General features: G+C 74.1%; 8 protein-coding genes. 1 reads left to right on the top strand and 7 read right to left on the bottom strand.

Annotation, left to right across the window (positions count from 1 at the left end; genetic code table 11):
• Positions 1 to 65: 65 nt before the first annotated feature.
• The 5 genes from EAO77_RS13630 to EAO77_RS13610 all read right to left on the bottom strand — a co-directional run bounded on the left by EAO77_RS13630 (position 66) and on the right by EAO77_RS13610 (position 7,117).
• Entirely contained in the window at positions 66 to 2,183 is a 2,118-nt protein-coding gene (locus tag EAO77_RS13630; protein ID WP_147988260.1) for a putative bifunctional diguanylate cyclase/phosphodiesterase, read from the bottom strand.
• A 360-nt stretch (positions 2,184 to 2,543) separates the two neighbouring features.
• Positions 2,544 to 4,727 carry an NAD-dependent DNA ligase LigA gene (ligA, locus tag EAO77_RS13625; protein ID WP_147988259.1) on the bottom strand — a complete coding sequence of 728 codons (2,184 nt, stop codon included), beginning with the start codon at positions 4,725 to 4,727 and terminating at the stop codon, positions 2,544 to 2,546.
• A 30-nt stretch (positions 4,728 to 4,757) separates the two neighbouring features.
• Positions 4,758 to 5,762 (bottom strand): methionine synthase, encoded by a 1,005-nt coding sequence (locus EAO77_RS13620; RefSeq protein ID WP_147988258.1) that lies wholly within the window; start codon positions 5,760 to 5,762, stop codon positions 4,758 to 4,760.
• A 109-nt stretch (positions 5,763 to 5,871) separates the two neighbouring features.
• Positions 5,872 to 6,561 (bottom strand): SDR family oxidoreductase, encoded by a 690-nt coding sequence (locus tag EAO77_RS13615; RefSeq protein WP_187283208.1) that lies wholly within the window; start codon positions 6,559 to 6,561, stop codon positions 5,872 to 5,874.
• Positions 6,562 to 6,577: 16 nt separating this feature from the next.
• Positions 6,578 to 7,117, bottom strand: coding sequence for a TIGR00730 family Rossman fold protein (locus EAO77_RS13610; protein ID WP_147988256.1), 540 nt, complete (start codon positions 7,115 to 7,117; stop codon positions 6,578 to 6,580).
• A gap of 109 nt (positions 7,118 to 7,226) precedes the next feature.
• On the opposite strand from EAO77_RS13610, the gene EAO77_RS13605 reads away from it, so the two are divergent.
• Complete coding sequence (locus tag EAO77_RS13605; protein WP_147988255.1) at positions 7,227 to 8,024, top strand: alpha/beta fold hydrolase; 798 nt, start codon at positions 7,227 to 7,229, stop codon at positions 8,022 to 8,024.
• A gap of 126 nt (positions 8,025 to 8,150) precedes the next feature.
• Here the strand turns inward: EAO77_RS13605 and EAO77_RS13600 are convergent, their stop codons facing one another.
• Positions 8,151 to 10,181, bottom strand: a complete 2,031-nt coding sequence (locus EAO77_RS13600) for a sulfatase (protein WP_187283207.1) — start codon at positions 10,179 to 10,181, stop codon at positions 8,151 to 8,153.
• 82 nt (positions 10,182 to 10,263) lie between these two features.
• Positions 10,264 to 11,996: sulfatase (locus tag EAO77_RS13595; RefSeq protein ID WP_147988254.1), on the bottom strand; the 1,733-nt coding region annotated here is incomplete at its 5' end.

Here is an 11,996-nt window from a genome sequence, read left to right as displayed (position 1 = left end):
ACCCCGGTGAACGCCGCCCGCCCCAGCCCTCTCCCCGCCGCGCCGGTCGCGGCCGCCGGTCCGGGTCAGGTCACGGCGCGGCGGGGAGAGGGCTGGGGCGGGCGGCGTTCACCGGGGTGGCGGGAGGGGCGGTGCCAGCCGCTCTCGCCGCGGGCGAGCAGCCACGCCGTCGTCTCCTGGGGCGGCATCGCCGCGGCGACCAGCCAGCCCTGCACCGCGTCGCAGCGCAGGTCGCGCAGGCGTTCCCAGGTCTCGTCGTCCTCGACGCCCTCCGCGACGACCAGCAGGCCCAGCGAGTGGGCGAGGTCGATCGTGCAGCGGACGATCTCGGCGTCCTCGGCGTCGCGCGCGAGGCGGGCGACGAACGAGCGGTCGATCTTCAGCTCGCTGACCGGGAGCCGGCGCAGGTGCACCAGTGAGGAGTAGCCCGTCCCGAAGTCGTCCAGGGACATCTTGACGCCGTGGTCGGCGAGCCCGGCGAGGGTGTCGGCGGCGCGCTGGGGGTCCTCCAGCAGGACGTGCTCGGTGATCTCCAGCTGGAGCGCGCCCGGCGGGACCCCGTGGCGGGCGAGCCGGGCCGCCACCGCGCCGGCGAAGCCGGGGGTGTGGACGTCGCGGGGGGAGACGTTGACCGCGACGGGGACGTCGAGCCCCTGCGCCCGCCAGCGCGCCACCTGCCCGAGCGCCGTCTCCAGGACGTACTCCGTCAGATGCGGCATGAGCCCGGAGGACTCGGCGATGGCGATGAACTCGTCGGGAGGCACCCGCCCGCGCTCGGGGTGCACCCAGCGGACCAGGGCCTCCAGGCCGGCCACGTGCCCGTCGAAGCGGACCTTGGGCTGGTAGTGCAGTTCGACCTCGCCGGCGTCCAGCGCCCTGCGCAGGTCGCCGAGGAGGCCGAGCCGGTCGGGGGTGTTGCTGTCCCGCTTGGACTCGTACACCTCGACGCCCGTGCGGTCGCGCTTGGCCTGGTACATCGCCACGTCGGCCCGGCGCAGCAGTCCTTCGGCGTCCAGGGCGTGGTCGGGGAAGACGGCGAGCCCGGCGCTGGCCTCCAGGACGAGGGTGAGGCCGTCCAGGTCGAGCGGGGAGGACAGCTCGGAGACGAGGTGGCGTGCGACGCGCTGCGCGCTGGTGGTGGAGTCGGCCGTGGGCAGCAGGACGGCGAACTCGTCGCCGCCGAGCCGGGCCGCCTCCGCCCCGCGGGGCAGCGCGAGCCGGAGCCGGTCGGCTATCTGGAGCAGCAGCCGGTCGCCGGCGAGGTGGCCGAGGGTGTCGTTGACGGCCCGGAAGCGGTCGAGGTCGATGAGGACGAGGGCCGACCGGGCGCCGGAGCGCTCGGCGTCCTCCAGGGCGGACCAGGTGCGCTCCAGCAGCCACTGCCGGTTGGGGAGCCCGGTGAGCGGGTCCTTGAGCTGCTCCTCGGCCCTGGCCCGCGCAATCCACAGGGTGGAGTCGAGGGCGATCAGCGCCACGGCGAAGAGGGGTAGCAGCATCGGCACGGCGACCGCGACGACGCAGACGAGCGGGGCGATGCAGACGAGCGCGCCGGCGACCAGGCCCTGGCGGAGCAGGGCGGTGCGGGCGACGGTGGGCAGTCCGCCGCCCTGGGGGGCGAGGACGTACCACAGCAGCAGGCGGGTGACGGCGAGATAGGCGGCCGCGGCGAGCACGATCTCGGCGGCGGCTCCCACGTCCCACTCCAGCGGGTCCCAGGGCCGCTCGACGCTGGGGGTCACCCCGAACGCGGCGAGGACGAGGGCGGCAGCGCCGATGCCGAGCACGTCGACGGCCCCGTGCAGCAGGCCGTGCCGTCGCGGGCCGCGGCCGGCGGCGGCGACCAGGGTGACGACGGAGAGGCTCACGAGCGTGGCGGGGACCCAGCCGTAGAGGAGCAGGGTGGCGAGGGTGAGGGCGGCGCCCGATCCGGTGCCGCCCCACCAGCGGTCGCGGCCGAGCAGCACGAGATGTCCGACGATGATCCCGGTGAGCAGCGCGAGGGCCCAGCCGGCGGTGGATCCCGGGAAGAGGGCGCTGCGTTCCCGGACGGTGGTCACGACGCCGGTCAGGAGCAGGGCGCCGCCGGCCGTGACGACGGCGGCGGTCAGCCCGGGGGCGGTGCCCGTCAGTGCCGCGAGTGCACGCGGTCGCGGGACCGGGGCGGCGCTTTCGGTCGGTTCCATTCCCGTCCCTCTCACAGCCGGCGGTGCCGATGCCCGGGTCGTCTCCGGTCGTTCGTGTGCCGGGGCCGTCCGGTCGGCCGGACGACCGCGGTGGAATTCCCCGTGCCTCGCCCCCACGACCGGATGCCCCCCACGCAGCCGTGCACGACGGGCGCACAGCTCAACAGTAGGACGCGGGAGGCACGGACGGGCAGCGCTCTACAGCTCTTGCCCGATTGCGACCCGGCCACCCTTCTTCCCCTGTTATGCACTGAACGCGTGACCTGTACTCGGCGTTCCACCGGCGGCCGGTGCGTAGTTTTCCGGACGTACACGCCGTCAGGGGCGCCCCCGTGCGCCCCTGACGTCGGTGACGTCGCGTCAGGCCTCTTCCGCCACAGCGGCCTCGCGCGCCGCTTCCGGTCCCTGCTCCAACAGGACGGCGAAGCCTGGCTCGTCCAGTACGGGCACCTTCAGCTGCACGGCCTTGTCGTACTTCGAACCGGGGTTGTCCCCGACCACCACGAAACTCGTCTTCTTGGAAACGGAACCGGCCACTTTCGCGCCGCGGGACTGGAGGGCCTCTTTTGCGCCATCCCTGGTGTGGTTCTCCAGGGTTCCGGTGACGACGACGGTCAGCCCCTCCAGCGGACGGGGGCCCGTGTCGCCCTCGGCGGCCTCCTCCTCCATCCGCACGCCGGCCTCCCGCCACTTGCGCAGGATCTCCTGGTGCCAGTCCTCGGCGAACCACTGCTTGAGGGAGGCGGCGATGATCGAACCCACGCCGTCGGTGGCCGCGAGCTCCTCCTCGCTCGCCTGCTCGATCCGCTCGATGGAACGGAACTCCCGGGCCAGTGCCTGCGCGGCGACCGGGCCGACATGGCGGATGGAGAGCCCGTTGATGATCCGGGCGAGCGGACGCCGCTTGGCCGCCTCGATGCCCGCGAGCAGCTTGACGGCGTTGGCCTTCGGCGTGCCCTGCTTGGTGGCGAAGACCATGGCGGTCTTGTCCTCGCCGGTCTTCGGATCCCGCTTGGGGAGGCCGGAGTCCTTGTCGACCACGTACGCCTTGATGGGCAGCAGCTGCTCCATCGTCAGACCGAAGAGGTCGCCCTCGTCGGTCAGCGGCGGTTCGGCCGGCTCCAGCGGCCGGGTCAGCGCGGCCGCGACGACCTCGCCGAAGAAATCGATGTCCAGGCTCTCGCGGCCTGCCAGGTAGGACACCCGCTCGCGCAACTGCGCCGGACAGGAGCGGGCGTTGGGGCAGCGGAGGTCGATGTCGCCCTCCTTCATGGGCCGCAGCGGCGTCCCGCACTCGGGGCACTCGGCGGGCATCACGAACTCCCGCTCGGTGCCGTCCCGCAGGTCGACCACGGGCCCGAGGATCTCCGGGATCACGTCCCCGGCCTTGCGCAGCACCACCGTGTCGCCGATGAGCACGCCCTTGGCCTTGACGACCTCCTGGTTGTGCAGGGTGGCGAACTCGACCTCGGAGCCCGCCACCGTGACCGGCTCCACCTGCGCGTAGGGCGTCACCCGGCCCGTACGGCCGACACCGACCCGGATGTTGACGAGCTTGGTGTTCACCTCCTCCGGCGCGTACTTCCAGGCGATGGCCCAGCGGGGGGCGCGTGCCGTCGAGCCGAGACGGCCCTGGAGGCGGATCTCGTCGAGCTTGACGACGACCCCGTCGATCTCGTGCTCCACCGAGTGGCGGTTCTCGCCGAAGTGGGCGATGAAGGCGCGGACCTCCTCCAGGGAGCCCACGACCCTGTTGTGCCGCGCGGTGGGCAGGCCCCAGTCGCGCAGCAGGTCGTACGCCTCGGAGAGCCGGTCGATGTCGAGGCCCTCGCGGGCGCCGATGCCGTGCACCACCATGTGCAGCGGCAGGGTGGCGGTGACCCGGGGGTCCTTCTGCCGCAGCGAGCCGGAGGCGCTGTTGCGCGGGTTGGCGTACGGCTGCTCACCGGCGGCGACCCGGCGTTCGTTCAGCGCCTGGAACTGGTCCATCGGGAAGTAGACCTCGCCGCGGATCTCGACCAGGGCGGGGATGCGGTCGCCGCGCAGCCGGTCGGGGATCTCGGCGATGGTGCGCACGTTGGGGGTGATGTCCTCGCCGACGCGGCCGTCGCCCCGGGTCGCGGCCCGGGTCAGGCGACCGTGCTCGTAGGTGAGGTTCACCGCGAGGCCGTCGACCTTGAGCTCGCACAGGAAGTGGTGGCCGGGGGCGCCCACCTCCCGCGCGACGCGCTCCGCCCAGGCGGCGAGCTCGGCGTCGTCGAAGGCGTTGTCCAGGGAGAGCATCCGCTCGCGGTGCTCGACCTTGGTCAGCTCGGTCTCGTAGTGCGCGCCGACCTTCTGGGTCGGCGAGTCGGGGGTGCGCAGCGCCGGGTACTCGTCCTCGATCGCCTCCAGCGAGCGCATGAGGGTGTCGAACTCCGCGTCGCTGACGACCGGGGCGTCCTTCACGTAGTACCGGAAGCGGTGCTCCTCGATCTGCTCGGCGAGCTCCGCGTGCCGCTCCCGCACATCGGCGGGCAGTGCCGTCTGCTCTTCGCCAGCCACCGTCTGGTCCTCCCGTGTCCCGTGCACCCGTCACTCAGGGTTGTCTGCGAGCGATCTCGCGGCCCGGACGCAGTGGGCGAGCGCCGCACGCGCGTACGCGGGCGAGGCGCCCGCGAGACCGCAGGAGGGAGTGACCACGACGGACTCGGCGAGAGTCCCCGGATTCAGCCCCAGCCTGCGCCACAGCGTCCTGACACCCATGACGCTACCGCCCGGGTCGGACAATGCGGCGTCGGTGGACGGCACGACTCCCGCGAGGATCCTGGTTCCGCCCTCCACGGCCTCGCCGATCGCCTCCTCCTCACGCTCGGTGAGCAACGAGAAGTCGAACGAGATGCCCGCGGCGCCCGCGCGGCGCAGCAGCGCGAACGGCACGTCCGGGGCGCAGGAGTGCACGACCACGGGCCCGTCGTGCACCGCGAAGACGTCGCGCAGCCCGCTCTCGACGACCTGCCGGTCGACCGCCCGGTAGGTGCGGTAGCCGCTGGCGGTGCGGACGGATCCGCGCAGCACGGCGGTCAGCGAGGGCTCGTCGAGCTGGAGCACGATCCGGGCGCCCGGCACCCTGCGGCGGACGTCGGCGAGGTGGCCGCGCAGCCCCTCGGCGAGCGAGCCGGTGAGGTCGCGGCAGGCACCGGGGTCGCCGAGCGCGGCTTCCCCGCCGCGCAGTTCGAGCGCTGCGGCGAGGGTCCACGGCCCGACGGCCTGGACCTTCAGCGGGCCCTCGTAGCCCTGGGTGAACTCCTCCAGCGCGTCGAGGTCCTCGCGCAGCCAGGAGTGTGCGCGCCGGGTGTCGCGCCCCGGACGGTCGCTGACCCGCCAGCCGCTGGGCTCGACATGGGCGTACATCTCGACGAGCAGCCCGATGCTGCGCCCGATCATGTCGGCGCCCGGTCCGCGGGCGGGCAGTTCGGCGAGGAAGGGGAAGTCCTCGAAGGACCCGGTGACGGTCTTCGCGCTCTCGCGGGCGTCCCCGCCGGGCAGGGAGCCGACGCCGGTCGCGGGACCCCAGGGGAAGGTGTTCGTGTCACTCACCCCGGAAGCGTACGCGGGCGCCGGGGGACGGCCGGGCCGGGGACCGCCGGGTGCGGGGGCGGGCGGCGCGTGACCGACCGCCCCCGGGACCGGGGCGCCGGGGGTGTGCTCAGCGCCCGGGGCGGACCGTCAGGTCGTTGACCTCGGCGTCGCGCGGGAGGTCGAGCGCCATGACGAGCGCCGTGGCGACGGACTCGGGGTCGATCCAGCGGGCCGCGTCGTACTCCTTGCCCTCCTGCGCGTGCACCTTCGCCTGCATGGGGCTTGCCGTGCGCCCCGGGTACACCGTGGTGACCCGCACCCCGGCGGCGTGCTCCTCGTGGCGCAGCGAGTCCGCGAGCGCCTTCAGCCCGTGCTTGGAGGCCGCGTAGGCGCCCCACTGGGCGTGCGCGGCGAGCCCGGCGCCGGAGTTCACGAAGACGACATGGCCCTGGGAGACGCGCAGTTGGGGCAGGAAGAGCCGGGTGAGCTCGGCGGGCGCGACCAGGTTGACGTCGAGCTGGTGGTGCCAGGTCTTCGTGGTGAGTTCGCCGACCTCTCCGAGGTCGACGACGCCCGCGACGTGCAGCAGCGAGTCGAGCCGGTCGGGCATGGTCTGGTGCCCGAGGGCCCAGGAGATGCGGTCGGGCTCGGCGAGGTCGGCGACGAGGGTGCCGGCTCCGGGGAACCGGGTCGCGAGCTCCTTGGCGCGGCCGGCGTCGCGGGCGACGAGGATCAGCTCGTCGCCGCGGGCGTGCAGCCGCCGCGCCACGGCCTCGCCGATTCCGGACCCTGCGCCGGTGATCAGGTGGGTAGCCATGCCCGCCATGCTCGCACTACTGCACGCCCATGGTCTCCTCCAGGTACGCGAGGGCGGACGCGCCGTCCTCCGCGAAGAACACCAGCTCGGTGAGGGGCAGCGGCAGGAACCCCTCCTCGTCCATCCTGCGGAACTGCTGCTTCAGCCCGTCGTAGAAACCCGCCGTGTTCAGCAGCACCACGGGCTTGGTGTGGTGCCCGTGCTTCTTGAACTCCAGGATCTCGGTGGCCTCGTCGAGGGTCCCCGTCCCGCCGACCATGATCACGATCGCGTCCGACTTGGCGAGCAGCAGGGCCTTGCGCTCGGCGAGGTCCTCGGCGATCACCATCTCGTCGGCCACGGCCCGCGCGCTCGACCGGAGGAACTTCACCGAGACGCCCACCAGCCGCCCGCCCGCCTCGGCGACGCCGTCCGCGACGACCTTCATCAGACCGACGTCGGAGCCGCCCCAGACCAGCGTGTGACCGCCCTTGCCGATGAGCTCCGCGAATTCGCGGGCGGGGCCGGTGTAGCGCTCGTCGAGATCGGCGGCGGAGAGGAAGACACAGATGTTCATGAGGTCACGGTACGGGCCGCGCGGACGGCGGGGACGCTCCCCCGCGGCCGCCCGGAAGTTCCTCCCGCCGCGCCGATGAGTTCCGCCGGGCGGGCCGGTCAGCACTCCCATGGACAACCGATGCAGCACCCTGAGCCTGACCATGTCGGCCGACGGCACCGCCCTCGCCTGCGAACAGCGCGGCAGGGGACCGGCGTTGGTCCTGGTCGGGGGCGCCCTGTGCACCTCGGCGTCGGACGCGCCGCTGGCGGAGTTACTGGCGGCGGACTTCACCGTGTTCACCTACGACCGGCGGGGCCGCGGCGGCAGCGGGGACCGGGCCCCGTACGCGGTCGAGCGCGAGATCGAGGACCTGGCGGCGGTCGTGGCGCTGGCCGGCGGGGAGGCGATGGTGCACGGCGTGTCGTCCGGCGGCGCGCTGGCCCTGCGGGCGGCGGCCGCGGGCGTCCCCGTCCGCCGGCTCTCCGTCTACGAGCCGCCGTACGCGACCGGCCCCGAGGCCCGGGCGGCCCACCTGGACCGCACGCAGCGGCTGCGGGAGCTGCTGGCCGAGGGCCGCGCGGGCGACGCCCTGGCGGAGTTCCTGCGGGCGGTCGGGATGCCCGACGAGGCGCTCCACGGGCTGCGCCGGCTCCCGGTGTGGGCGGACATGGAGAAGCTCGCCCACACGCTCGTGTACGACCACGAGGTGATGGGCGACGGCTCCGTGCCGGCCGACCTGCTGGCCTCGGTGACCGGGCGCGTCCTGGTCGTGGACGGCGGAGCGAGCCCGGCCCCGCTGCGCGAAGCCGCCCGCGCCGTCGCCTCGGCCCTCCCCCGCGCCCGTCACCGCACCCTGACCGGCCAGACCCACGAAGTGGCCCCGCACGTGCTGGCCCCGGCGCTGGCGGCGTTCCTCGCGGAATGAGACGCCCTGATCCGGAACGTCCCGAGCCGCAGCGCCTCGGCGCCGCAGCACCGCAGCGTCACGAGCCGCAGCGTCCCGGGCCGGAGTGCCGGGGCCCGGGCGGGCCCCGGCGGTGTACGGCGCGGCTCAGGCGCGGTGCGCCGTGAGGCCGTCGAGCGAGACGGTGCCGTCGTCGAGCCGGACGCTCGCGGCCCAGCGGTACCGGGCCCGCACGACGGGATCGCTCAGGTCGAGCGCACCGCCGGTGTCGGCCGTGAAGAGGTACTCCCAGCCCCTGCCCTGGTCCGCGTAGGCCGTCGCCGCCGTCCCGCGGAGCACGAAGGCGAAGCGGGCGCCGGGGCCGGTGAGGTCGACGGTGCCGTCCAGGTTGTCCAGCGGTTCGGCCCCGGCCGTGATCAGCCGGCCGCCCACACGCAGGTCCCAGCCGACCCGGTGGAGCCCGTTGTGGTAGCGGAACAGCAGGTAGTTGGCGGCGTCCTGGGCGACACCGACGAAGACGGTGTCCTGCGTCCCCGCCTCGGCGAAGGCCCCGGGGGCCAGCACCGCCACCGCCTCGTCGGAGCCGGGGGCGACGTCCGAACGGAACACCAGATGCGTCATCCGCCGCGCGCTCACGCTCAGCCGGCCGCCGTCCACGGCGACCGTGCCGACGTCCGGGGTCACCGGCAGGACGCTCCAGCGCGCCAGACCGTCGTCGAAGGTCTCCTCCAGTTCGGTGACCGGGTACGCCCTTGCCCCGGGCGGGGCGGGCAGGACGCCGACGTCGGCGATGTGCGCCTCCAGCCGGCCGCGGAGGGCGCGGGTCAGCCCGGGGTGCCGGGCCGCGATGTCGGTGGTCTCGCCCGGGTCGTGGGCGAGGTCGTACAGCTCCGTCCGGCCGTCGCGGAAGTGGCGGACCAGCTTGTGGCGTCCGCTGCGGACGGCGGCGTGCGGGTGGGTCCGGCCGATGAAGTGCGGGTAGACCCAGAAGAGTTCGCCGCGTTCGGGCCGGCGGCCGGTACCGGTCAGCAGCGGTGCGATGCTGACGCCGTCGAACCGGCCGCCGGGTCTGCCGCCCGCGAGGTCGAGCGCGGTGGGCAGGAGGTCGATGGTGCTCACGGGCGTGGCCTCCCGGTGTCCGGCGCGGACACCGCCCGGCCGGTGGGCGATCAGCGGCACCCGGATGCCGCCCTCGTAGAGCTCGCCCTTCCCGCCGCGCAGGGGTGCGTTGGCCGGCCGGTGGGCGCCGCCGTTGTCCGCGGTGACCAGCAGCAGGGTGTCGCGGTCCAGCCCGAGACCGGCCAGCGTGTCGGCGATCAGGCCGACCTGCGCGTCGACGCGTTCCAGCATCGCGGCGAGCACGGGCCGGTTCGGCGGCGCGTCGGCACCGGGCTTCGCCTCGTACTCGGCGACCAGGTCCGCCGGGGCGTCGAGGGCGGTGTGCACGGCGTAGTTGGAGACGTGGAGGAAGAACGGCTCGTCGCGGTGGCGGGTGATGTACGCGGCGGCCTCCGCCGCCAGCCGGTCGGTGAGATGCTCGCCCGGCTCGCGGGCCGGGAGGTCCGGCATGAAGAAGTACGGGTGGAAGTAGTCGCCGTCCGCGATGTACTTCTGCTCGCTGGCGATCACCTCGTCGAACCCGTGGGCGTACGGGTTGCCGGGCCGCTGCTCGTAGGGGCCGCTGTAGGTCTCGGTGAGGTGCCACTTGCCGATCAGGGCGGTGGTGTAGCCGTACGGGCGGAGCACGTCCGGCACGGTGGGGACCGACGGGGAGAGGTGCTTGTCACTGGCGGCGTTCTCGCCCCGCAGGAAGTCGGTGATGCCGGTGCGCGCCGGATAGCGCCCGGTCACCAGCGCGGCGCGGGTCGGCGAGCAGAGCGGAGCGGCGGCGTACGCGTCGGTGAAGAGGGTCCCCTCGCGGGCCAGCCGGTCGATACGGGGCGTCTCGTTGAACGTGTTGCCGTAGGCGCCGAGTTCGTACAGTCCGAGGTCGTCGACGGTGACGACGACGATGTTGGGAGGGCGGCGGCGCGGGCGGCCGGGACGCGGACCGGGGTCGCGGGGGTGCGGTGCGGCGGGCTGGGCGGCGGCGAGCTGGGCGGCGACGGCGGCACCGGCGCCGGAGACGCCGCCGATGAAGCGGCGGCGGGTGGCGCCCGCCGGGGCATGGCTGCTCATGGGGACTCCGTACGTGGTCGGGTGACGGGCGGGCGACGGCGGGCCGGGGGCGGCCGCCGGGTGCGGAGGCCGCCCCGGCGCGTCAGCGGCCGGCGGGCGTCCGGAGCACCAGGGGCACTTCCTCGCCCGGCCGGACGACGACGGTCTCACCGGTCCGCACGGTGGCCCGGCCGTCGGCGTAGGTGGTCCCCCGGACGGTGAAGCGGAGCGGTTCCCTGCCCTCGCGCAGGGTGGCCAGCGGCGCGTCCACCTCGTCCAGCCAGCGGATCAGCTCGCGGCCGAGACGCTGCACCTGGTCCGGCCGCTCGCCCGCGAGGTCGCGTGCCTCGCCGAGGTCGGTGGCCAGGTCGTACAGCTCCCAGGAGCGGTCCTCGTAGGAGTGGACCAGCTTCCAGCGGCCGGAGCGGATCACCGACTGCGGACGCTGGTCACGGTCGCCCGCGACGAGGTAGCCGGGCAGGTGCCAGAAGAGCGCCTGCCGCCCGAGCCCGGCGCCGTCGCCGGCGAACAGCCCCTTCAGGGAGACCCCGTCCACGGGCCGGGCGGCCGGCGCGGCCCCGGCGAGCGAGGCGATGGTGGCGTGGTGGTCGGCGGCGTACACCGGCGTGTGGACGATCCGGCCGCCCTTCACCAGGGCGGGATTGCCGCTCCAGGCGATCAGCGGGACGCGGATGCCGCCCTCGCGGAGCTCGCCCTTCTGGCCGCGCAGCGGGCCGTTGTCGGTGAAGTTCTCCACTCCCCCGTTGTCGGCGGTGAAGACGACGACGGTGTTGTCAGCGAGCGGGTGGCCGGGGTTGCGCGGGTCCGGGGTGGTCTCCAGGTGGCGCACCACCCGGGCGACGCTCTGGTCGAGGCCCTCGACCAGCGCCCCGTACGCCGGGTTCGACGTGCTCGTGCCCGGCGTCTTGACCTTGTACTTGGCCAGCAGGTCCCTGCGGCCCTGCGCGTCCCCGACCGGGGTGTGGACGGCGTAGGGGCTCAGGAAGGCGAGGAAGGGGTCCTGCTTGTTGCGGTCGACGAAGTCGATGGTGGCGTCGGCCAGCGCGTCGGAGACGTGCTTGTCCGTGCCCACCAGCGCGTCCAGCGCCGCCGGGTCGGTGCCCGCGCTCCAGGGGCGGATGTTCTCGTCGACGTAGGCCCGGGTGTAGTCGCCGGCGAAGGCGTCGAGGGCGGGGCCGATCTTCGGGCCGAACTGCCCGTCCTTCGCGTGGTAGGCGCCCGGGTCGCCGCTGGCCTGGCCGCCGATGTTCTCGTCGAAGCCGTGCTGTGCGGTGAGGGCCTCGGCCGTCCGCGTCACATGGAACTTCCCGAGGTACCCGGTGGTGTACCCGGCGCCCTGGAGGCGCTCGCCGAAGGTGACGGCCTCCGGGGGCAGCGCGGTGGCCCCGTCGGGACGGCCCTGGGGCGGGCCCTTGAGCAGGGTGTCGTCGCCGCCGCGGTTGAGGTCGCCGACGAGGTAGATGTTGTTCTCCGGCCTGGGGGCGTAGAGCCCGGTGAGCAGGGCGGCACGGGTCGGCGTGCAGTTCACGGACGTGTACGCGTTGTCGAAGGCGACGCCCTCGCGGGCGATCCGCTCCAGGGCCGGTGTCTCGTAGAAGTCGCTGCCGTTGCCCTGGTTGGTGAGCGGGCTGCTCGTGCTGGTCCAGCCGAAGTCGTCGGCGAGGACGTAGACGATGTTCGGCCGCGGCGTCCGGGGCCCGGCGGCGCGGTCGACGCCCGGGGTGGCCGCGGCGGGCGCGCTGAGCGTCGTGAGCGTGAGGATCGCGGGGAGGGCGAGCAGGCCGAACGGGCGTGATCGTCGGGTGGGTCGGCTGG

This window comes from Streptomyces sp. T39 (assembly GCF_008042045.1).
In the GTDB taxonomy this organism is placed as follows: Bacteria; Actinomycetota; Actinomycetes; order Streptomycetales; family Streptomycetaceae; genus Streptomyces.
The sequence above is the reverse complement of the archived record's forward strand: the minus strand, read 5'-3'. Positions and strand labels throughout refer to the sequence as shown.